The sequence below is a fragment of the Neisseria sp. 27098_8_139 genome, from assembly GCF_041433195.1.
In the GTDB taxonomy this organism is placed as follows: Bacteria; Pseudomonadota; Gammaproteobacteria; order Burkholderiales; family Neisseriaceae; genus Neisseria; species Neisseria subflava.
Window position 1 is genome coordinate 70799 of record NZ_JAPWBA010000001.1, and the last position, 22050, is coordinate 92848.

17 protein-coding genes are annotated in these 22050 nt (G+C 47.3%); 11 read left to right on the top strand and 6 right to left on the bottom strand.

What is annotated here, in order from left to right:
- Positions 1-17: 17 nt before the first annotated feature.
- Entirely contained in the window at positions 18-2006 is a 1989-nt protein-coding gene (locus O3660_RS00380) for a recombinase (RefSeq protein ID WP_049352276.1), read from the bottom strand.
- Between the two features lie 229 nt (positions 2007-2235).
- A complete protein-coding gene (gene clpB / locus O3660_RS00385) occupies positions 2236-4809 on the bottom strand; it encodes an ATP-dependent chaperone ClpB (RefSeq protein ID WP_371464431.1) in 2574 nt (857 codons plus the stop codon).
- Positions 4810-5067: 258 nt separating this feature from the next.
- On the opposite strand from clpB, the gene trpS reads away from it, so the two are divergent.
- The 3 genes from trpS (at position 5068) to tpx (ending at position 7238) form a co-directional block, all read left to right on the top strand.
- Positions 5068-6078 (top strand): tryptophan--tRNA ligase, encoded by a 1011-nt coding sequence (gene trpS / locus O3660_RS00390; RefSeq protein ID WP_004520609.1) that lies wholly within the window; start codon positions 5068-5070, stop codon positions 6076-6078.
- Between the two features lie 83 nt (positions 6079-6161).
- Positions 6162-6701, top strand: coding sequence for a hypothetical protein (locus tag O3660_RS00395; protein WP_049352280.1), 540 nt, complete (start codon positions 6162-6164; stop codon positions 6699-6701).
- A 42-nt stretch (positions 6702-6743) separates the two neighbouring features.
- Entirely contained in the window at positions 6744-7238 is a 495-nt protein-coding gene (tpx, locus tag O3660_RS00400) for a thiol peroxidase (protein WP_003679194.1), read from the top strand.
- Positions 7239-7341: 103 nt separating this feature from the next.
- Here tpx and ftsH read toward each other — a convergent pair whose 3' ends face one another.
- Complete coding sequence (ftsH, locus tag O3660_RS00405) at positions 7342-9303, bottom strand: ATP-dependent zinc metalloprotease FtsH (RefSeq protein WP_049352283.1); 1962 nt, start codon at positions 9301-9303, stop codon at positions 7342-7344.
- 70 nt (positions 9304-9373) lie between these two features.
- On the bottom strand, positions 9374-9994 hold the full coding sequence (locus tag O3660_RS00410; RefSeq protein ID WP_004520613.1) for an RlmE family RNA methyltransferase: 621 nt from the start codon (positions 9992-9994) through the stop codon (positions 9374-9376).
- A 111-nt stretch (positions 9995-10105) separates the two neighbouring features.
- On the opposite strand from O3660_RS00410, the gene yhbY reads away from it, so the two are divergent.
- The 6 genes from yhbY (at position 10106) to O3660_RS00440 (ending at position 19380) form a co-directional block, all read left to right on the top strand.
- Positions 10106-10393 (top strand): ribosome assembly RNA-binding protein YhbY, encoded by a 288-nt coding sequence (gene yhbY / locus O3660_RS00415; protein ID WP_049352285.1) that lies wholly within the window; start codon positions 10106-10108, stop codon positions 10391-10393.
- 224 nt (positions 10394-10617) lie between these two features.
- On the top strand, positions 10618-12045 hold the full coding sequence (locus O3660_RS00420; RefSeq protein WP_049352288.1) for a tetratricopeptide repeat protein: 1428 nt from the start codon (positions 10618-10620) through the stop codon (positions 12043-12045).
- Between the two features lie 620 nt (positions 12046-12665).
- Positions 12666-15329 carry a pyruvate dehydrogenase (acetyl-transferring), homodimeric type gene (gene aceE / locus O3660_RS00425; protein WP_049352289.1) on the top strand — a complete coding sequence of 888 codons (2664 nt, stop codon included), beginning with the start codon at positions 12666-12668 and terminating at the stop codon, positions 15327-15329.
- Between the two features lie 144 nt (positions 15330-15473).
- Positions 15474-17090: a dihydrolipoyllysine-residue acetyltransferase gene (gene aceF / locus O3660_RS00430; RefSeq protein WP_049352293.1), complete on the top strand. Its 1617-nt coding sequence runs from the start codon at positions 15474-15476 to the stop codon at positions 17088-17090.
- A gap of 77 nt (positions 17091-17167) precedes the next feature.
- Positions 17168-18952: a dihydrolipoyl dehydrogenase gene (gene lpdA, locus O3660_RS00435; RefSeq protein WP_049352295.1), complete on the top strand. Its 1785-nt coding sequence runs from the start codon at positions 17168-17170 to the stop codon at positions 18950-18952.
- 89 nt (positions 18953-19041) lie between these two features.
- The gene (locus tag O3660_RS00440) at positions 19042-19380 is read left to right on the top strand and encodes a P-II family nitrogen regulator (protein ID WP_003683576.1); all 339 of its coding nucleotides are present in this window, start codon (positions 19042-19044) and stop codon (positions 19378-19380) included.
- 326 nt (positions 19381-19706) lie between these two features.
- Here O3660_RS00440 and O3660_RS00445 read toward each other — a convergent pair whose 3' ends face one another.
- On the bottom strand, positions 19707-19862 hold the full coding sequence (locus tag O3660_RS00445) for a hypothetical protein (RefSeq protein ID WP_318250476.1): 156 nt from the start codon (positions 19860-19862) through the stop codon (positions 19707-19709).
- Here O3660_RS00445 and O3660_RS00450 point away from each other — a divergent pair.
- Complete coding sequence (locus O3660_RS00450; protein ID WP_318250477.1) at positions 19848-20561, top strand: aldo/keto reductase; 714 nt, start codon at positions 19848-19850, stop codon at positions 20559-20561. The genes O3660_RS00445 and O3660_RS00450 overlap by 15 nt on opposite strands.
- Positions 20562-20635: 74 nt before the next feature.
- The gene (locus O3660_RS00455) at positions 20636-21754 is read left to right on the top strand and encodes a low temperature requirement protein A (protein ID WP_049352298.1); all 1119 of its coding nucleotides are present in this window, start codon (positions 20636-20638) and stop codon (positions 21752-21754) included.
- Here the strand turns inward: O3660_RS00455 and O3660_RS00460 are convergent.
- Positions 21725-22048, bottom strand: a complete 324-nt coding sequence (locus tag O3660_RS00460; RefSeq protein WP_049352299.1) for a BCCT family transporter — start codon at positions 22046-22048, stop codon at positions 21725-21727. The two genes, O3660_RS00455 and O3660_RS00460, sit on opposite strands and share 30 nt — an antisense overlap.
- Positions 22049-22050: the final 2 nt, after the last annotated feature.

Below are 22050 nucleotides of genomic sequence, written 5' to 3' on the forward strand. Positions count from 1 at the left end.
ACGGCCTTTCTTCAATCTTACTTCGTATTTTCTTTGTTATTCACTTGAACCGGATACAGCAAAATCAAAGGATTGGCTTTCACTTGACTCCAGAAGCTCTTCAGAAGATTACGCATACTGCCCAAACGCGTACCGCGAGAACGAAGCGCAACAGCCAAAGCCAAAGAAAAACTGACCACCAGATTCACCATGCCGATTGCCAATACACTTGCCAAGCCAAGTATAAAAGTGAATATATCTGCATGACCGCTAATCGCGGCATAACCCAAGTTTGCCGAAGAGAACGCCACATGGCGAATATCCAGCGGCAAGCCGAAAAGATGGCCAAAATAGCCGGTCATCCCCAAGAGCATACCGAAAATAAAATTACCCATAAGCGAGCCGTAATGCTTATGAATATAAGCGGCCAAACGGCGACGCGGCTGCGGACGCATGATTTTTCGTAAAAACGGATTAAACGGCAGGCGCTGACGCAGGTTCAGATAATCGGAACGGTTATCAAAGAAGCCGGCAATAATCCCCGAACAAAACAACCATACACCGGCAATAGCGGCATACCATAAGGTTGGCTGAGTAAAAATCTCAATAGATTTAAGCTGGTAGGCTGTAACCGCCTCATTCAACAAGGGCTGCCCATGCGTGTAGGCATAACCCCAAGCGATCCCAGCCGCCAACAATACGGCAATCGATACATTACCAAACACGGCCACACTTTGCGAACGACACACGTCAATCAGCAGTTTTGCCAATTTATTGTCCACCGCTTTACTGCCTTCATTTGAGTCCACCTGCTCGGCAAAGCTCGCCGCTGTCATGGCAGGCTGCTTAGTCGCAACGGTGCAGTGCAGCATATGAATCAGCATAAAGCCTAAGCCATAGTTAAGTCCGGCAAGGAATGAAGTAGTAAACTCGCCGAATCCCAAAGACGCAATATGGATTTTATTCAATGCCATCAAAGCAATAATTACGCCGCCACCTGCTGCAGAATAAAACATTTTGAAATATTCGCTACGGTTGCGCGTAATGTAATGCTCACCATGATGACTTTTGTTTTCCGTAATACTGCGCGCCAGCATTCGGATACTGCTTTTACGCAAGTGGCTGGTACTGTATTGCTCTACCGCCGCGTAAATCATCGCATTCATCAGATTGATGGTTAAGCGGGTGCGGCTGCCGGTTTCAATTTGAATATTGGTCAGCAGTTTCAGACGGCCTAGGGTTTGCTGCAGACGCTCCAGCAAGTGGGCCACTTTCACTGACGAACCAGACCCCGCCCCTGTACCACGACGACGCAGATACTCAATTTGCTTGTTGCACTGGTCAAACATGACCTCCAAGTGCGCCGTATCGTAAGTTTCTTCACTGTGGCGATAGTGTTCAACCAATTTTGCAATTTCACGTTGCAAAGCAACAAATGCCGAATCCGCCTCCAACAAACGGGGAGCAATCCGTATTAAATCCGGCTCAATCGCTTCGGAAGCAATCCAAATAGACAGCATTTCTACCGCTCGCAAACGGGCATCTGCCAACTGTCGGCTGGCCATCTGAAGCAAAGCAGGATCCGCTTTACCCAGCAACAATTCATACATGCTCAACCATTGGCGCAAACTCAGGGTCTGCAACCATTTATCATCGTTTTTCGAATGAAAAAGATATAAAAATACTTCGCGCAGATTGGAAAAATCTTTATAAGACGGGCTGAAACGTTCGTAAATCCGTATGCCCATCTCCCGAGTAAAACTATGGCGCGAGAAAATACCCAGCTTAATCAGCGCAGGATAGATGTGAACCTTGGACAACCATGCATAGAAGCGCAGGCTGAATTGACGGCATAAAGCATCGTCTTGTTTTAAAGTAGATAAAATCAAATCGAAACGTTCGGAAGCCTGTTTTTTGCCTCCTCGGCGCAAAAATTTAATTAATGCATTAAGAATAAGAACAAAGTCGGTATCATTTAAGCGCTCCGACAAAATAATGTGAAGATTTTGATTAGTCAGTTTTTGCATTGTAGTATTATTACACAAAATGAGATATTTAGCAAGAACCTCGGCAAACAGGTCGGATTATATCGCATTCTTTATCAACCGATGGCACAAGATTTTCGATTAATATTCTCTAAAATTCAATGAATAATCAAATTACATAACAAATATATGATGTGAATCAATAACTAGGAAAGGCCGTCTGAATTCTTTCAGACGGCCTTTTACAACAACATACTACATTGTTTTAATTTTATGCAAACAAGAGCTTACCACCCTCTTCTTTAACATGGATTGTGCTATCAGGTGCATATTTGCCTTCAAGCAATGCTTTTGCCAACGGGTTTTCGATTTCTGACTGAATGGCGCGTTTGAGCGGACGGGCACCATACACAGGGTCGAAACCGGCTTTGGCAATCAAATCCAAGGCGGCATCGTCCACTTTCAGGTGCAGGTGCTGTGCTTCCAAACGTTTTTCCAAGCCTTTGAGCTGGATTTTCGCAATGCTGCGGATATTGGCCTGATCCAAACCATGGAACACGACTACTTCATCAATACGGTTGATCATTTCAGGACGGAAATGTTCTTTCACATCCTCCATCACAACTTCTTTTACCGCTTCGTAGTCCTGAGTACCCATTTGTTGGATATGTTGGCTACCAATATTGGAAGTCATCACGATAACGGTATTTTTGAAGTCCACGGTTCGACCTTGTCCATCGGTCAAACGACCGTCATCCAATACTTGCAGCAAGATGTTGAATACGTCCGGATGGGCTTTTTCCACTTCATCCAAAAGAATCACGCTGTATGGCTTGCGGCGGACTTGCTCAGTCAGGTAACCGCCTTCTTCGTAGCCGACATAGCCGGGAGGCGCACCGATTAAGCGGGCAACAGCATGTTTTTCCATGTATTCAGACATATCGATACGAATCAGATGATCTTCGCTGTCAAACAGGAAGCCTGCCAATGCCTTACACAATTCGGTCTTACCCACACCGGTCGGGCCTAAGAACAAGAAGCTGCCATAAGGTTTATTCGGATCGGCCAAACCGGAACGGCTGCGGCGGATAGCGTCAGACACGGCACGCACAGCTTCGTCTTGACCAACCACGCGGCGGTGCAATACTTCTTCCATCTTCAGCAGCTTGTCGCGTTCACCTTCCATCATTTTTGACACAGGGATGCCGGTCATGCGGGAAACGATTTCGGCTACTTCATCCGCGCCGACTTCAGTACGGAAAAGTTTGTTTTGTTTTTTGCCATCGGGGTTACTTTCCGCTGCCTGCAACTGCGCGCCTAATTTCGGCAACTCGCCGTATTCGAGTTCGGACGCACGGGCAAAATCGCCTTGGCGTTTAGCCTGCTCGATTTTGACTTTGATGTCGTCCATCTGTTTCTTGATGTCGGCAGTGCTGGATGATGCCGCTTTTTCGGCTTTCCAGATTTCATCCAAATCAGCGTATTCTTTTTGCAGTCCGTCGATTTCTTCGTCTATCAATTCCAGACGTTTTTTGCTGGCATCATCGGTTTCTTTGGCAACGTGCATTTTTTCCATTTTGAGCTGAATAATGCGACGGTCAAGTTTATCCATTTGCTCAGGTTTGCTGTCCAGCTCCATTTTGATACGGCTGGCTGCTTCGTCAATCAAATCAATCGCTTTATCAGGCAGGAAACGGTCGGTAATATAACGGTCGCTCAACTCTGCTGCGGCAACGATAGCAGGGTCAGTAATATCGATACCGTGGTGGATTTCATAACGCTCTTGCAAACCGCGCAAAATAGCAATGGTATCTTCTACACTTGGCTCGCCAACCAATACTTTTTGGAAGCGGCGTTCGAGTGCCGCGTCTTTTTCGATGTATTGACGATATTCGTCCAAAGTAGTCGCACCGATACAGTGCAATTCGCCGCGTGCCAAAGCCGGTTTCAACATATTGCCCGCATCCATTGCGCCGTCGGTTTTGCCCGCGCCAACCAAGGTATGGATTTCGTCGATGAAAATCAGAGTGTTGCCATCGTCTTTAGCCAAGTCGTTCAACACGCCTTTCAAGCGTTCTTCAAATTCACCACGGTATTTTGCACCGGCAATCAAAGCCGCCAAATCCAAAACCAAAAGGCGTTTGTTACGCAGAGATTCAGGTACTTCGCCGTTGACGATACGTTGTGCCAAACCTTCAACAATAGCGGTTTTACCTACACCCGGCTCACCAATCAGCACAGGGTTGTTTTTGGTACGGCGTTGCAATACTTGAATCGCACGACGAATTTCATCATCACGACCGATAACAGGGTCGAGCTTACCATCACGGGCGCGTTGAGTCAGATCAAGTGTGTATTTTTTCAAAGCATCTCGTTGGTCTTCGGCATTCGCATCGTTCACGTTTTGTCCTCCTCGTACCGCATCGATTGCGGCATTGATATTTTGTTCGGTCGCACCAGCTTCTTTCAAAATGTTGCCGGTAGCATCATTCTGCTGAACCAAAGCCAGCAGGAAAAGTTCGCTGGCGATATAGGCATCGCCGCGTTTGGTTGCAGCCTTGTCCATCAAGTTCAATACAGCTTGTAGCTCACGGCTAGGCATAATATCGCCGCCTTGACCGGATACTTTTGGCAAGCTGCTCAAATGTTGCTGCAAACGTTGTTTTACTTGAGGCACATTCACGCCTGCATGAGCCAGTAACGCAGCAGCACCACTGTTTTGATCGTCAAGCAACGCTTTTAAGATAAAGCCGGCCTCAAGGTAGCTGCTGTCCGCAGCCAAAGCCAAACTTTGACCTTCTTGCAGAGCTTGCTGGAATTTAGCAGTCAATTTATCAAATCTCATTTTACGTTCCTCTTCAAATATATTCTGTTAGAGCCTATATAAGCGCAAATGTGGATAACTCAATAGCTATTTACTCCATTAATCAAAAATTTTTACTATATTATTGTTTTATAAAGTTTTATTTTTATAATTTTATGTGTATAACTTTTATAATCCAGTTACCCCTTACTCAAAAGGCCGTCTGAAAAATCAAGAATAATCAGGTATAATCGGCACCATATTTATTTTCAGACGGCCTTTGGGCCGAAGGATACTTTCATGAGCAAAAAACGAGTTTTAACAGGCGTTACCACAACAGGTATTCCACACTTGGGCAACTATGTCGGTGCCATCCGCCCGGCTATCCGCGCAGCGCAAGATTCTAATACCGAATCATTCCTCTTTTTGGCCGACTATCACGGCATCATCAAATGTCATGAGCCGGAAATGATTCATCAATCTACTCAAGCTGTTGCCGCCACATGGCTCGCCTGCGGACTTAATCCGGAACAGACCACTTTCTACCGTCAAAGCGACATTCCCGAAGTGATGGAGCTAAACTGGATTCTGACCTGTATCACCGCAAAAGGCCTGATGAACCGCGCCCACGCTTACAAAGCCGCAGTACAGGCAAATACTGAAAACGGTCAGGAAGATCCGGATCATGGCGTGGAAATGGGCCTGTACAGCTACCCTATCCTCATGACTGCCGATATTCTCATGTTCAATGCCCATGAGGTTCCAGTCGGTCGCGACCAAATCCAACACGTTGAAATGGCACGCGATATTGCCGGTCGCTTTAATCACCGCTTCCAAGAACTCTTCACCCTGCCAGAAGTAAAAATCGACGAAAATGTCGAACTCTTGGTCGGCTTAGACGGACGCAAAATGTCCAAGTCCTACGGCAATACCATTCCGCTTTGGGAAAACGACAAGAAAACCCAAAAATCGGTCAACAAAATCATCACCAATATGAAAGAACCCGGCGAGCCGAAACAGCCTGATGAAAGTCCTCTGTTTGAAATCTACAAAGCCTTCTCCACGCCGTCTGAAACTGCCGAGTTCACGCAAATGCTGGCCGAAGGCCTTGCTTGGGGTGAGGCTAAAAAACTCTTGGGTGCAAAAATCAATGCCGAGCTCGCAGAACCGCGCGAGCGTTACAATGAATTGACAGCCAAACCATCTCAAATTGAAGACATTTTGCAGGCCGGTGCACAAAAAGCGCGTAAAGAAGCACGCGAATTGTTGGACAAAGTACGCGATGCAGTAGGTATTCGTCCGTTGAAATAATAATAGTAAGGCCATCTGAATATTTCAGACGGCCATAATATCGTTTATCATTTGAAATATAATCGTTTTCTAGGGTTTCTCATATGAAAAAAACCTTCCCCCTTATCTTGCTCAGCCTTTCATTGGCTGCCTGCGGCGGTAAATCTGAAGATACTGCCGCCAATGATGCTGCTTCAGGCAAAGCGCCCAAGCCTACCTTCAAAGTTAAATATATCGATGAACAAGCCATAGCCGGTTTGGATTTAGGTACAGCTCAAGACGGCGAAACGAAAGAAGGTAAGAAGCAACGCACCTATCCGATTAACGGCATAGAGGGCGGTGTTATCAATCTGATTGGTAAGCACCCTACCGACTTAGAAGTCATCAGCGGCCAATGCATGGAAAAAAATGAAAAAGGCGTTTCAGCCGGCTGGTCAGCCAACGGAGTCTGCCACACTACCTTTGCAAAAATGGTGGATAATATTGCCCAAGACGGCAGCAAACTAACTGACTATCTGATATCACATGCTGCTTTGCAACCTTATACCGAAGGTAAAAGCGGTTATGCCGCTGTACAAAACGGCCGCTATATTTTAGAAATTGACAGCGAAGGCATGTTCTATTTCCGCCGCCGTCATTACTAACCCCCTGACTATCCTATTTTCCTCTGACACAAGGACTGAATCATGGCCCAAGTTACTTTCCAAGGCTCTCCTATTTCTACAAACGGCAATTTGCCTGCCATCGGCCAGGTTGCACCTGATTTCACATTGGTAGCGGCAGACCTATCTGAGAAATCATTGGCTGACTTTGCAGGCAAACGCAAAGTGCTGAATATTTTCCCTAGTATTGACACCGGCGTATGCGCCCAGTCCGTCCGCACTTTCAACAAACGTGCCTCTTCTTTGGATAATACCGTCGTTTTGTGCATTTCTGCCGATTTACCGTTTGCACAAGCCCGTTTCTGCGGTGCAGAAGGTTTGGAAAATGTAGTGACACTTTCTACATTCCGCAGCAGCTTTTCTAACGATTACGGTGTTACACTGACAGAAAGCCCATTACGCGGCCTGACTGCCCGTGCAGTGGTGGTTTTGAACGAGCAAAACCAAGTTCTCCACGCTGAGTTGGTCTCTGAAATTGCAAACGAGCCTGACTACGAAGCTGCTTTGGCTGTTTTGTAATTGACTCAATAAAATCAGGCCGTCTGAAACTTTTCAGACGGCCTTTAGATTATCTTCAAAATAAAAACGGTAACTTAAAAGCTACCGTTTTCTGTTTCAAGCCTTATACAGATTTATCTGTTTTGTCTGCTTCTACTGACTCAGTATTCTGAACCTCATTTTGCTCAACAGGTTCAACAGCTTCAGCAACAGGCACTTCAGGCTCTTCTACTTTGTCATCACGGACATTGTGGCTGTAATCTTTAGGCGGGCTAGGTTGTTTACCGGCCATAATTTCCAAAACTTGGTCTCGATCTATGGTTTCCCAATCCATCAGTGCCTTGCACATGGTTTCCATCTTATCACGATTTTCATCCAAGATTTTGTAAGCCACTTGGTATTGCTCATCCAAAATACGGCGGATTTCCGCATCGATATCTTGTTGGGTTTTCTCGGAAATATTTTGAGAACGGGTTACGCTGCGACCCAAGAATACCTCACCTTCGTTCTCAGCATAAACCATCACCCCCATTTTGTCGCTCATACCATAACGCGTTACCATCTCGCGTGCCATTTGAGTTGCACGCTCAAAGTCGTTAGATGCGCCGGTAGAAATACGGCCGACAAAAATATCTTCAGCAATACGGCCACCAAACAAGATTGAGAGCTGGCTCAACATTTGGTCTTTGTACATGCTGATACGGTCACGCTCAGGCAGTTGCCAAGTCAAACCCAATGCGCGGCCACGAGGCATAATGGTTACTTTGTGAACCGGATCGGTAAACGGCAGGCTTTCCGCTACGATTGCATGGCCGGCCTCATGATAGGCTGTCGCACGTTTTTCATCTTCGTGCATCACCATGCTGCGACGCTCCGGACCCATGTAGATTTTGTCTTTTGCATCTTCAAAGTCGCTTTGATCGACTTTCACTTTATTGCGACGACCAGCAAACAAAGCTGCTTCATTGACCAAGTTTGCCAAATCCGCACCTGAAAAACCAGGTGTACCGCGTGCTAAAGAAGTCAAATCTACGGATGCATCCAAAGGTACTTTTTTAGCGTGTACTTTCAAGATTTGCTCACGGCCACGGATATCAGGCAATGGAACAACGACTTGGCGATCAAAACGGCCCGGACGCTGCAACGCAGGGTCAAGTACATCAGGACGGTTGGTTGCTGCGATCACAATAACGGTTTGGTTGCTTTCAAAACCATCCATTTCAACCAACAATTGGTTCAATGTTTGCTCACGCTCATCATTGCCACCGCCCAAACCGGCACCACGCTGACGGCCGACAGCATCAATTTCATCAATAAAGATGATACATGGCGCATTTTTCTTAGCCTGCTCGAACATATCGCGGACACGGCTCGCACCGACACCGACAAACATTTCTACGAAGTCAGAACCTGAAATACTGAAGAATGGCACACCGGCCTCACCAGCAATCGCTTTGGCCAGCAATGTTTTACCCGTACCAGGGCTACCGGCCAACAAAATACCGCGAGGTACTCGACCGCCCAGACTTTGATAACGATTAGGCGATTTCAGGTAATCTACGATTTCTTGTACTTCTTCTTTTGCCTCATCACAACCTGCAACATCGGCAAAAGTAACTTTATTGGAATCTTTGTCCAACAAACGTGCACGGCTTTTACCAAAAGAGAATGCACTGCCTTTACCGCCACCGCCGCTTTGCATGCGCATGAAGTAGAACCATGCACCGATCAACAACAAAACAGGCAGCAGGCTGTAAAACAGACTGGCCAGCATGCTTGGTTTTTCTTCCGGAGTCACTTTGACGCGTACTTTGTTGTCCAACAGTGTTTTAACCAAGTTGTCATCCAAAGGCGCATTGGTATAGAAGGCAGTTTTATCGGTGCGCTCACCTTTAATCAGATAGCCGCTGACAACAGATCCTTCAATATTGACATTGGATACTTCGCCACTATTAACTTGCTGAATAAATTGAGAATATTCGATTTGCTGTTTATCTTCCTGCTTATCGCTGAGCGCATTGAATGCTGCTAAAAGCATAGCACCACCCACTACCCAGACTAATATGTTTTTAATGGTATTCCCCACTGAACAGGCTCCATGGTTACAAAATAAATAAAATCAAGGGAAAGAATTTTAAAGCACCCACCCTACATTGTCAGCGTTTATTTTTACCTAATAGGTAAATCTCACTGGAACGATTGCGGGAAGCATCCGGCTTTCGGGTTTGTACACTGGCAAAAATTTCACGCATAGCCGCCGTATACTCTTGATAACCCGCGCCTTGAAACACCTTCACCAAAAAACTGCCTCCGGTTTTCAAATGCTGGGAGGCAAAATCCAAAGCCAGTTCACACAAATAAAAACTGCGTGCCTGGTCGGTTACGGCATTGCCTGACATATTGGGTGCCATATCACAGATTACAAGGTCTAACGGACGATTATCCAATAAGGCTTCAAACTGCTCCAAAACAGCATCTTCCCTAAAGTCACCCTGAATAAACGACACACCTTCAATAGCATCCATTGGCAAAATATCCAAAGCGAACACTGCCCCTGTTTTACCGACCAGCTTGGCCGCAACCTGTGACCAACTTCCCGGCGCACTGCCCAAATCCGCCAAAACTGTACCTGGCTTGATTAATTTGTCTTTCTGATTGATTTCCAATAATTTATAAGCCGCTCTGGCACGATATCCGTCCTTTTGTGCCATATGGACATAATGATCGTTGACGTGCTCATGCAGCCATGCTTTTGAAGATTTTGAGCGTACAGCCATCTTGATTTGAAATGCTTAAGTTAAAATCAGCATTGTACGTTATTTCCCCCGTAAATGTTCTAAATCGCGTACAATATAGCCATTATTCTTTTTAATTGGATACTTATTAATATGAGCGACAACAAATTAAGCACCAAAGAAATTTTGGCCTTGAAAGCCCAAGCACACCACCTCCACCCTGTCGTTATGGTTGGCCAACAAGGCTTGACCAACTCGGTCATCAAAGAAACCGATGCCGCATTGACAGCACACGAATTGATTAAAGTCCGTGTTTTTGGCGATGATCGTGCTGAACGTATTGAAATTTGTGATGCCCTGTGTGAAACACTGGGTGCCCAACTGGTGCAACATATTGGTAAATTACTTGTTTTGTGGCGTAAAAAACCGGACGATGAATAATTTAAACTGAATAAACAGCAGAAGTATTTTCTCAACCCACTTTATCACACCCTTCTGTTGTATTTATGCAGCATAAAACAAATTATTCCATTATTCTAAGTATAAAAATACAAATCCGGTTGTCTGTTTTTGTAAATAACCTCAAAATTACAAAATCATAACGGCCGCACCTTGTCGGCCGATAATTTTATTCTTAATCCTTCACAAAATATAAAAGCAAACCGATGAATGCTCAACAATATGAAGAATCTTTTCTGCTAGCAGAAAAATTAATCACTCAAAACCCACCTGACTTTGCACGAGCCATTCCATTGCTCTACGAAGCAGCAGAAGCCGGGCATATTGAGGCTGCATTTCAGCTGGCAGGATGCCTGATCGAACACCATGAAAATGAGCAAGATTTAGTAATTGCAGTTGAATATTTAAAACAAGCTGCAAGAGCTGGTCATCCATATGCCCGCTATAATCTTCTCCAGTTACAAGAAAATAATGGAATAGAAGTAGAAAAGCTCATTGCAACCTATCAAGAGCTTGCCGAAGAAGGATTGGCTCCTGCCCAACTGCGCCTGATGCGTTTATACGCAGACAATGGCAATGACCAAGAAGCAGTCAAATGGGCATTAAAAGCTGCCGAACAACAAAATCCTCAGGCACAATACTTCTTAGCCCAACATTACCAATACTCCAGCTCTCCTGATTTGGAATATTCCCATAAACTTTATCAGCAATCCGCTGCACAGGGATTTATTGCGGCACACTGGCAACTCGGCCTTCAATACAAATTGGGGCAAGGTGTTGCACAAAACCCTGAAAAAGCCATCGAACATTTGCGTATTGCCGCCGATTACGACATTGTTCCGGCGCAAACTTCTCTTGGAGAACTCTTAGCCGCATCAAATCCTGCTGAAGCATTGAAATGGTTCGAAAAAGCTGCCGAACAAGGTGACAGTAATGCGCATGTAGCACTTGCCGAAATATATCTATTGGGTAAAAACACCGAACGAGACCCTCAAAAGGCCTATCAGCACGCTAAATTTGCTGCGGATCAAAATGATCCGGAAGGATTGCGCCTTTTAGGTGATATCTATCGCTACGGATTGGGACAAGCAGTTGATGCAGACACCGCACGTCAATATTATCAACGCTCGGCTGATTTAGGTAATCTTGTCGCCTACCAAAAACTTCTGTCTGACAGCGCATTGAATAACCAGCAAAACTATGAGCTGACGAAAGAAATCGCCCTCCAACGTCAGGAGGCTGAACGTCTATACAAGCTGGCATTTGCAGCGCACTATGGCTTAAAACGCCAACAGAATTACGCTGAAGCACTGGATCTATACCACCAATCCGCAGAACGTGGGCACAGCAAATCCCAAACCAATCTTGGCATGATGTATTACAGTGGACAAGGTGTACCTGTCGACTATGCCCAAGCTGCAAAATGGTTTGAAGCAGCAGCCAAACAAAGAGACACGATGGCTCAATATAATCTTGCCTGTCTGTATTATCACGGTATGGGCGTAGAAAAAGACATCAATAATGCTTGTTTCTGGCTGCAAGAAGCCATCCAACATGGACATGAACAGCAAGACGTTCTCAAAGAGCTTTTGGCTCAATGGAAGCAATTCGCTCAAAAAGGCTCTGCCGATTAAAGGCCGTCTGAAATTCTAACTTCCTACATAAATGGCATGTCAGAGCTAAACTAGACAGCCTGTACATGTCATTTTTTTCATTTACCCTTCCTCAATAATCGTTATCTTCAAATCCCATTCCCTCTTAATCTCTTTAAAGTCTTCAGACGGCCTACTCTCTTTGTAAAGAATCAGATAATCTAAATTTTCCCTTTCAAACCCTAAACCCAATCCAAACTTTCAATTTACAACAAAATTTTAAAAATGTTTTTCGTATTCGAATCTATTTACTCAAACACCTGATACTTTTTACTGTATCCACTCAATATCTCGATTTAAAACAAACTCTATAACTCTTTTAAAAAATCCTAATTCCAACCTCTACATCCTATCAATATCTACAGCATGATTTGCCAGTTTGCCCAATTACTGATAGCATTTGCAGGTTAGCCGGTTCGCAAAAAGTTCAATTCTTTCTGATTTTTCATCAATGGTTATAACGTATTGAAAATATTTCAGTAATTAAAACTTTTTCGAATTTGACTCTAGGAATTTTCGTTTTTAACTCACATTTGTTCGCAAACGAAAATATCGGAGTAATACTCCGTCATTGAAAAACACTCAACACAAGGATAGATATTATGTCCACCCAATTACACGATGTTGACCCAATTGAAACCAAAGAATGGTTAGACGCGTTAAGCTCTGTTTTAGAATATGAAGGCAGCGAGCGCGCCCAATACCTGCTGGAAAGTTTGGTCAAATACAGCCGTGACAAAGGCATCCGTATGCCTCACGGCACCACTACTCCATACTTGAACACTGTTTCCGTTGAAGACGAAAAAGGCATCCCCGGCGACCAAAACATCGAACACCGCATCCGTGCATTCGTTCGTTGGAACGCTGCCGCTATCGTTTTGCGCGCGGGTAAAAAAGATTTGGAATTGGGTGGACACATTGCATCTTTCCAATCAGCCGCCACTATGTACGAAGTCGGCTTCAACCACTTCTGGAAAGCTAAAGGCGAAGGCGAAGAAGGCGATTTGGTATTCTTCCAAGGCCACGTAGCCCCTGGCATCTATGCACGCGCTTTCGTTGAAGGCCGTCTGACTGAAGACCAGCTGAACAACTTCCGTCAAGAAGTTGACGGCAAAGGTCTGCCTTCTTACCCTCACCCTCACCTGTTGCCTGACTTCTGGCAATTCCCAACCGTATCTATGGGTCTTGGCCCATTGATGGCAATTTACCAAGCACGCTTCCTGAAATACTTGGAATCTCGCGGTCTGGCTAAAACCAAAGGCCGTAAAGTATGGGTATTCTGTGGCGACGGCGAAATGGACGAACCTGAAAGCCAAGGTGCTATTGCTCTGGCTTCACGCGAAGGCTTGGACAACTTGGTATTCGTTATCAACTGTAACCTGCAACGTTTGGACGGCCCAGTACGCGGTAACGGCAAAATCATTCAAGAGCTGGAAGGCAACTTTGCCGGCGCCGGCTGGAATGTTGTGAAAGTCATCTGGGGTCGCCGTTGGGACCGCCTCTTGGCAAAAGACAAAGACGGCATCCTGCGCAAACGCATGGAAGAATGTTTGGATGGTGACTACCAAACTTATAAATCCAAAGACGGCGCATACGTTCGCGAACACTTCTTCAATACCCCTGAACTGAAAGCATTGGTCGCAGATATGACCGATGACGAAATTTGGGCATTGAACCGCGGCGGCCATGATCCTCAAAAAGTGTACAACGCTTACGACCGCGCTGCGAACCACGCCAACGGCAAACCTACTGTAATCTTGGCAAAAACCATTAAAGGTTACGGTATGGGTGCATCCGGCGAAGGTCAAAACGTTGCCCACCAAGCCAAAAAAATGGACAAAGCGTCTCTGAAACAATTCCGTGACCGCTTTGACATTCCGGTAACTGACGAGCAAATCGACAGTGGCGACCTGCCTTACCTGACTTTTGCTCCTGACAGCGAAGAATACAAATACCTGCACGCACGCCGTGAATCTTTGGGTGGCTACCTGCCTCAACGCAACCCTACCCAAGACGTTCTGGAAGTGCCTGAACTGTCAGCATTTGATGCCCAACTGAAATCCAGCGGTGACCGTGAATTCTCAACCACTATGGCTTTCGTACGCATCCTGTCTACTCTGCTGAAAGATAAAAAAATCGGCAAACGCGTTGTACCTATCGTTCCTGACGAAAGCCGTACTTTCGGTATGGAAGGTATGTTCCGCCAATATGGTATTTGGAACCCTAAAGGTCAACAATACACCCCTCAAGATAAAGACCAACTGATGTTCTACAAAGAATCTGTTGACGGTCAAATCTTGCAAGAAGGTATTAACGAGCCAGGCGCAATGGCTGACTGGATCGCGGCTGCAACCAGCTACGCCAACAACAACTTTGCGATGATTCCTTTCTACATCTACTACTCTATGTTCGGTTTCCAACGCGTTGGCGACTTGGCATGGGCAGCAGGCGATATGCATGCACGTGGCTTCCTGCTGGGTGGTACAGCCGGCCGTACAACACTGAACGGTGAAGGTTTGCAACATGAAGACGGTCACAGCCACATTCAAGCAGACTTGATCCCAAACTGTGTAACTTACGATCCGACATTCCAATATGAAGTAGCCGTTATCGTACACGATGGCTTGCGCCGCATGTATGTTAACCACGAAGACGTGTTCTACTACATCACCCTGATGAATGAAAACTACACTCATCCGGACATGCCTGAAGGCGTAGAACAAGACATCCTGAAAGGTATGTACTTGCTGAAAGCCGGTGGCAAAGGCGACAAGAAAGTCCAATTGATGGGTTCCGGTACCATCCTGCAAGAAGTCATCGCCGGTGCCGAATTGTTGAAAGCCGACTTCGGTGTAGAAGCAGATATTTGGTCTTGCCCGTCCTTCAACCTGTTGCACCGCGATGCCATCGAAGCAGAACGTTTCAACCGCCTGCATCCGCTGGAAGCTGAAAAAGTGCCTTTCGTTACCTCACAACTGCAAGGTCATGACGGTCCGGTTATCGCCGCTACCGACTATGTCCGCAGCTATGCCGACCGTATCCGCGCGTACATCCCGAACGACTACCATGTCTTGGGTACCGATGGTTTCGGCCGTTCCGACAGCCGTGCCAACCTGCGCCGCTTCTTCGAAGTGGATCGCTACAACGTTGCCGTGGCAGCATTGAGCGCATTGGCAGAGCAAGGCAAAGTCAGCAAAGAAACCGTTCAGCAAGCCATTGAAAAATACGGCATTAATGCCGATGTGGCTCCAAGCTGGAAACGCTAATTGATGTTTCAGACGGCCTGTTTGCTTTATTCAGACATCAGGCCGTCTGGAAACCGAATGCTTGAATGGCTTGAACAAACTGTACCGATGCCGTAAGAAACAGTTTTCAGACGGCATCAAACTGAAAATGTTAAAGGAACTCAAATGAGTATCGTAGAAATCAAAGTCCCTGATATCGGCGGTCATGAAAACGTCGACATCATCGCCGTAGAAGTCAAAGCGGGCGACACCATCGCCGTTGACGACACCTTGATTACGTTGGAAACCGACAAAGCCACTATGGATGTACCTGCTGATGCAGCCGGCGTCGTGAAAGAAGTTAAAGTGAAAGTTGGCGATAAAATCTCTGAAGGCGGCGTTATTCTGACCGTTGAAACCGGTGCTGCCGCTGCTGATGCCGCTCCGACTCCTGCAGCAGAAGCTCCTGCTGCTCCAGCTGCTGCGCCTGCAGCTGCTCCTGCCGGTGGCGCTACCGTACAAGTTGTTGTACCTGATATCGGCGGCCACTCTGACGTAGACGTTATTGCCGTTGAAGTTAAAGTCGGCGACACTGTTGCCGTTGACGACACCCTGATTACTCTGGAAACCGACAAAGCCACCATGGACGTACCATGTACCGAAGCCGGTGTGGTTAAAGCCGTATTCCTGAAAGTTGGCGACAAAGTATCCGAAGGCTCCGCCATTATTGAAGTAGAAACTGCCGGCTCTGCCGCAGCAGCCCCTGCTCCTGCCACTCAAGCCGCTGCGCCTGCACCAGCTGCCGCTCCTGCTCCTACTGCACCAGCAGCTGCGCCTGCACCTGCTGCACCTGCTGCTCCTGCTGCTGCCAAAATCGATGAAGCTGCATTTGCAAAAGCGCATGCAGGTCCTTCCGCACGCAAACTGGCGCGCGAATTGGGCGTAAATTTGGGCCAAGTCAAAGGTACCGGTCTGAAAGGCCGTATCATGGGCGAAGACGTTAAAGCCTTTGTTAAATCCGTTATGCAAAGCGGTGCAGGCAAACCTGCCGCTGCTTCTTTGGGCGGTGGTCTGGACTTGTTGCCATGGCCTAAAGTTGACTTCTCTAAATTCGGCAGCGTCGAAGTTAAAGAATTGTCTCGCATTAAGAAAATCTCCGGTCAAAACCTGTCTCGTAACTGGGTTGTGATTCCTCACGTTACCGTACACGAAGAAGCGGACATGACCGAATTGGAAGAATTCCGCAAACAACTGAACAAAGAATGGGAACGCGAAGGCGTGAAACTGTCCCCATTGGCGTTCATCATCAAAGCCTCTGTTGCTGCGCTGAAAGCCTTCCCTGAATTCAACGCCTCTCTGGATGGCGACAACTTGGTGCTGAAAAACTACTTCAATATCGGTTTCGCAGCAGACACGCCAAACGGCTTGGTTGTTCCAGTCATCAAAGACGTGGATCAAAAAGGCTTGAAACAAATCAGCCAAGAGCTGACCGAATTGTCTAAAAAAGCCCGCGAAGGCAAGCTCAAACCACAAGAAATGCAAGGCGCATGCTTTACCATTTCCAGCTTGGGCGGTATCGGCGGCACAGGCTTCACACCAATTGTGAATGCTCCTGAAGTTGCTATCTTGGGCGTGTGCAAATCCCAAATCAAACCGGTTTGGAACGGCAAAGAATTTGCTCCACGCCTGATGTGCCCGTTGAGCCTGTCCTTTGACCACCGTGTCATCGACGGTGCCGCCGGTATGCGCTTCACCGTATTCCTGGCTAACCTGTTGAAAGACTTCCGCCGCATTACTCTGTAATCCGAGCATTTTCAGACGGCCTGAATAGAAAGGCCGTCTGAAAAAAGAAGTCCGAACATCATTCAGAAAGATTAGACATGAGCTTAGTTGAATTGAAAGTGCCCGACATTGGCGGTCACGAAAATGTAGATATTATTGCGGTTGAAGTAAATGTGGGCGATACCATTGCTGTGGACGATACCCTGATTACTTTGGAAACCGATAAAGCGACTATGGACGTACCTGCCGAAGTTGCAGGCGTAGTCAAAGAGGTTAAAGTTAAAGTCGGCGACAAAATCTCCGAAGGCGGTTTGATTGTTGTCGTTGAAGCCGAAGGTGCGGCTGCCGCTCCTAAAGCCGAAGCACCAGCTGCTCCTGCACAAGAAGCCCCTAAAGCAGCCGCTCCTGCTCCTCAAGCTGCTCAATTCGGCGGTTCTGCCGATGCCGAATACGACGTAGTCGTATTGGGTGGCGGCCCTGGCGGTTATTCTGCTGCATTTGCCGCTGCTGACGAAGGCTTGAAAGTTGCCATCGTTGAACGTTACAAAACTTTGGGCGGTGTTTGCTTGAACGTCGGCTGTATCCCTTCCAAAGCCCTGTTGCACAATGCTGCCGTTATCGATGAAGTACGTCACTTGGCTGCCAACGGTATCAAATACCCAGAGCCAGAACTCGACATCGATATGCTTCGTGCCTACAAAGACGGCGTAGTTTCCCGTCTGACCACCGGTTTGGCAGGTATGGCCAAAGGCCGTAAAGTAGACGTTATCCAAGGCGACGGCCAATTCTTAGATCCGCACCACTTGGAAGTTTCTCTGACGACCAGCGAAGTGTACGAGCAAGCGACTCCTACCGGCGAGAAAAAAATCGTTGCCTTCAAAAACTGTATCATTGCAGCAGGTAGCCGCGTAACCAAACTGCCTTTCATTCCTGAAGATCCACGCATCATCGATTCCAGCGGTGCATTGGCTCTGAAAGAAGTACCGGGCAAACTGTTAATCATCGGCGGCGGTATTATCGGTCTCGAAATGGGTACGGTTTACAGCACTCTGGGTTCTCGCCTGGATGTGGTTGAAATGATGGACGGCCTGATGCAAGGCGCAGACCGCGACTTGGTTAAAGTATGGCAAAAACAAAACGAATACCGTTTTGACAACATCATGATCAACACCAAAACTGTTGCTGTTGAGCCTAAAGAAGACGGCGTTTACGTTACTTTTGAAGGCGCAAATGCGCCTAAAGAGCCACAACGTTACGATGCCGTACTCGTAGCTGCCGGTCGTGCACCAAACGGCAAACTCATCAGCGCTGAAAAAGCCGGTGTTGCCGTGACTGACCGTGGCTTCATCGAAGTCGATAAACAAATGCGTACCAATGTGCCGCACATCTACGCCATCGGCGACATCGTCGGTCAGCCTATGCTGGCGCACAAAGCCGTTCACGAAGGCCACGTTGCCGCTGAAAACTGTGCCGGCCACAAAGCCTACTTCGACGCACGCGTTATTCCGGGCGTTGCCTACACTTCTCCTGAAGTGGCATGGGTTGGCGAAACCGAATTGTCAGCCAAAGCTTCCGGCCGCAAAATCACCAAAGCCAACTTCCCATGGGCTGCTTCCGGCCGTGCGATTGCCAACGGTTGCGACAATGGTTTCACTAAGCTGATTTTTGATGCTGAAACCGGTCGTATCATCGGTGGCGGTATCGTTGGTCCTAACGGCGGCGATATGATCGGCGAAGTCTGCTTGGCGATTGAAATGGGCTGTGATGCAGCCGATATCGGTAAAACCATCCACCCACACCCAACCCTTGGCGAATCCATCGGTATGGCTGCGGAAGTGGCATTGGGCGTATGTACCGACCTGCCTGCTCAGAAAAAGAAATAAGTTCACTCAAATAAAATTTGAACGAACTTGATGGAACAAAGGCCGTCTGAATGTTTCAGACGGCCTTTTCGCAAACAAGGAGACTTAATATGAAAAAAATCGAAGCTATTATCAAACCTTTCAAACTCGACGATGTACGCGAAATCCTGACTGAAATCGGCATTACCGGCATGACCGTCAGCGAAGTCAAAGGCTTCGGCCGTCAAAAAGGCCATACGGAAATTTATCGCGGCGCGGAATACGCAGTCGATTTTCTGCCTAAAGTAAAAATTGAATTGGTATTGGCTGACGACAAAGTCGATCAGGCTGTGGACGCCATTTTAGAAACCGCGCATTCCGGCAAAATCGGTGATGGTAAAATCTTTATTTATCCCGTTGAAGAAGCGATCCGTATTCGTACCGGAGAACGCTCAGAAGCAGCACTTTAATAGAAATCGTAAAATACAGAAGACAAATGCCGTCTGAAAATAAGTCGTAGCGTGGTTTGCTCAGAACTTATTTTTCAGACGGCATTATTTTCACAATTACAGCCACAACTTTTCTAAGACATCAAACCATCACTGCCAGCCTGAATAAACATAGAAACCATAGATAATAAAAATGCCGCTTATCAAACAAGCAGCATTTTATGTATCCGTTTTCTATGATTGACTTAGGTTCAATCTACCAAAAATCTCACATTATCAAGCATTAAGAAATTCGAGCAGATTTTTCCGCCTACTTTCAGAGCATTGACGAATATGTTGACTTTCTCTTATTGCACTTGAGTATGGCTTACCGTATACAACCAGCCTTCCGGCGTGATTGTGTAGTTGATGCCCAAGCCGCCTACTGAAGTCGGTGCAAAAGCAAAATTTACTACCGTACTGTTGTCGCCTACGGTTGGATCGGCATTGTGGGGCAAACTCATTCCGCCAGCAGTGTGGAGAATGTGCTGGACAGCCGCCCCGAATCCATCCGCAAGCAAGTGGACGAATCCTTACGCAATCTGCAAACCGACTACATCGACCTGTATTACCAGCATCGCATTGACCCGAATGTACCCGCCGAGGCGGTAGCGGAAGTAATGGGCGAATTGATTAAGGCAGGCAAAATCCATCATTGGGGCGTGTCCAACACGCCGATTGAGTATATGGTCGCCGCCCACGCCGTTACGCCCATTACCGCCACGGAGAACCAATATTCCATGGTGTTCCGCGCCCCCGAAAAAGCATTGTTTGCTTTTTGCGAAGCCAACCATATCGGCTTTGTGGCATACAGCCCGCTGGGGAACGGCTTTTTAAGCGGCCGTTTTAACGCGCAGACCCAATACGCCGAAGGCGATTTCCGCCGCACGATGAAGCGTTTTTCGGCGGATGTGATGACGAAAAACCAGCCTGTGTTGGACTTGCTGCACGAGCTCGCCGCCGCCAAATCCGCCACCGCCGCGCACATCGTGTTGGCGTGGGAACTGGCGCAAAAGCCCTTTATCGTACCGATTCCGGGCACCACCAAAAAACACCGCTTGGCGGAAAACCTCGGCGCACTGCGAATCCGCCTGACTGCGGACGAATTGCACGCCATTAACCAAAAACTGGGCAAAATGGACATTGACGAGAGCTATTTTTAAGCCGCCCAGTCAATGGTACTTGTCGGTAAAAACTGTTATTCTTCAATAAGTTATTCATCACAACCGGAGGGCTTATGCCTGTTGGAGAGAAAAAAGTCGGGCTGCCCGAGCTGTTTTATGATTTGGTGTTTGTATATGCTTTGTCCCGCACCACCGAGCTGGTGCACCACGCCGACGAAGCCGATTACGTCACATTTCTGATTTCGCTGGTGATTCTGTTTACCGTTTGGTCATACCAGAGCATTTACATCAACCGCTTCGGCGACAACTCTTGGCGGGATCGGCTGTTTTTGTTTGCCGATATGTTTTTGCTGCTGTTTTTGTCCAATGCGATGGGCAGCGACTGGCTGGCGAATTTTGTGCCGTTTAATCTTGCGCTGGGGCTACTGGTCGGCAGTGTCTGCCTGCAATATCTGTTGCAGCTTGCCCGCCACGCTTCCCCCAAACAACGCCGCAGAATCAAGCTGGTGGCGGGATTGCGCGGATTGACGGCGGCGATGGTGCTCGGTTCGCTGTTGTTTCCCGCCCATATCAGACAGTGGGTTGCGCTGGGCGGTTTCGGTTTGGGTTGGATTTTGCCCACCTTTGTCAGCCACAAGCAACCTGCGGTGAATTTTCCGCATCTACTCGAACGCCTAAACGGGCTGGTGATTATTTTTTTCGGCGAAACCGTGATCGACATCGCCCCTTATTTCCACGTGGCGAAGTTTGAAATCGGCGCACTGCCCGTGATTGTGATTCTGTTTGCGATGTTTACGGTTTATGTGATGCAGTTTTCCTATTTTATCAACGAACACAAAGCGCAAAACTCGGGCGCATTGCCCTCGTACAGCCATTATGCCGTACTGATCGGCATCGCTTTGGTAACGGTGGCACTGGCTTGGCTGCACCAAAACAGCACCGCTACCGCTGAGTCCGTCCGAATGCTGTGGCTCGGTTTGGGCGTGTTTTATCTCGGGGTTGCCGCCAACACGCCGTACAACAAGCCCGAACACCGCCGACCGCAACGGCTTTGGATTTTTCAGACGACCTTATTCGTTATCGGCGCAGGGCTGACCGCCGTTTTACCGCCGCAGCCCCTTGTTATCTTAACCACAACGGCATTGATGACCGCTGCGATTGCCATGGCAACAGTGTATTTTGAACGTCGCACCCGACAACTTTCACAAACAAACCAGAACCACGAAACCTAAGAACAGGATAACGGTCAACGGTTTGGTTGCGAAAGACAGAGGCAGCATATTGAGCAGGTAATAGAATGTACCTTCGTAGTCGCCTTTATTGACAATTTCTGCCAAGCGTCCAGTACCTTCAACAGTATCAAGCAGGCTGAAGCCGGAGAATACGGAGAACCAAATCACGAGGAAGCCGACTGGTACCATAATGGATGCCAGCACGAATTCGCGCAAAGTACGGCCTTTGGAAATTTTCGCTAAGAACACGCCCACAAATGGTGCCCAAGTAATCCACCATACCCAGTAAGCCATTA

Excerpts from the sequence above, each read along its gene's own strand:
- O3660_RS00380 (WP_049352276.1), bottom strand. The coding sequence starts at position 2,006 with ATGCAAAAACTGACTAATCAAAATCTTCACATTATTTTGTCGGAGCGC.
- clpB (WP_371464431.1), bottom strand. The coding sequence starts at position 4,809 with ATGAGATTTGATAAATTGACTGCTAAATTCCAGCAAGCTCTGCAAGAA.
- trpS (WP_004520609.1), top strand. The coding sequence starts at position 5,068 with ATGAGCAAAAAACGAGTTTTAACAGGCGTTACCACAACAGGTATTCCA.
- O3660_RS00395 (WP_049352280.1), top strand. The coding sequence starts at position 6,162 with ATGAAAAAAACCTTCCCCCTTATCTTGCTCAGCCTTTCATTGGCTGCC.
- tpx (WP_003679194.1), top strand. The coding sequence starts at position 6,744 with ATGGCCCAAGTTACTTTCCAAGGCTCTCCTATTTCTACAAACGGCAAT.
- O3660_RS00410 (WP_004520613.1), bottom strand. The coding sequence starts at position 9,994 with ATGGCTGTACGCTCAAAATCTTCAAAAGCATGGCTGCATGAGCACGTC.
- yhbY (WP_049352285.1), top strand. The coding sequence starts at position 10,106 with ATGAGCGACAACAAATTAAGCACCAAAGAAATTTTGGCCTTGAAAGCC.
- O3660_RS00420 (WP_049352288.1), top strand. The coding sequence starts at position 10,618 with ATGAATGCTCAACAATATGAAGAATCTTTTCTGCTAGCAGAAAAATTA.
- aceE (WP_049352289.1), top strand. The coding sequence starts at position 12,666 with ATGTCCACCCAATTACACGATGTTGACCCAATTGAAACCAAAGAATGG.
- aceF (WP_049352293.1), top strand. The coding sequence starts at position 15,474 with ATGAGTATCGTAGAAATCAAAGTCCCTGATATCGGCGGTCATGAAAAC.
- lpdA (WP_049352295.1), top strand. The coding sequence starts at position 17,168 with ATGAGCTTAGTTGAATTGAAAGTGCCCGACATTGGCGGTCACGAAAAT.
- O3660_RS00440 (WP_003683576.1), top strand. The coding sequence starts at position 19,042 with ATGAAAAAAATCGAAGCTATTATCAAACCTTTCAAACTCGACGATGTA.
- O3660_RS00445 (WP_318250476.1), bottom strand. The coding sequence starts at position 19,862 with ATGAGTTTGCCCCACAATGCCGATCCAACCGTAGGCGACAACAGTACG.
- O3660_RS00455 (WP_049352298.1), top strand. The coding sequence starts at position 20,636 with ATGCCTGTTGGAGAGAAAAAAGTCGGGCTGCCCGAGCTGTTTTATGAT.
- O3660_RS00460 (WP_049352299.1), bottom strand. The coding sequence starts at position 22,048 with ATGGCTTACTGGGTATGGTGGATTACTTGGGCACCATTTGTGGGCGTG.